A 237-nucleotide genomic window follows, 5' to 3' on the forward strand; every position below is an offset into this window, starting at 1 on the left:
GGCCCACTGGGAGCCCTGGCCGGGGAAGACGAGGACGGCCCTGCGGTCGCGGCCGGCGCTCCGGCCGCCGCTGGTCACGGCCGGTGAGGGGAGGCCGTCGGCGAGGGCGGCCAGACCGGCGCGGAAGTCGCCCGTGGTGGTGGCGACGACGACGGCGCGCCGCTCCAGGGTGGCCCGGCGGGTCACGAGGGACAGGGCGACGTCGGCGGGCGTGAGGCCGGGGTGCGCGTCGAGGTG

The 237-nt window shown here is 80.2% G+C and carries 1 protein-coding gene; it reads right to left on the bottom strand.

The window, feature by feature from the left end; genetic code table 11:
* Positions 1 to 237, bottom strand: a 237-nt coding sequence (locus B7767_RS47040) for a hypothetical protein (protein WP_179167523.1), incomplete at both ends; no start/stop codon positions are given.

It is taken from the genome of Streptomyces sp. 13-12-16 (genome assembly GCF_002114215.1).
Taxonomy (GTDB): domain Bacteria; phylum Actinomycetota; class Actinomycetes; order Streptomycetales; family Streptomycetaceae; genus Streptomyces.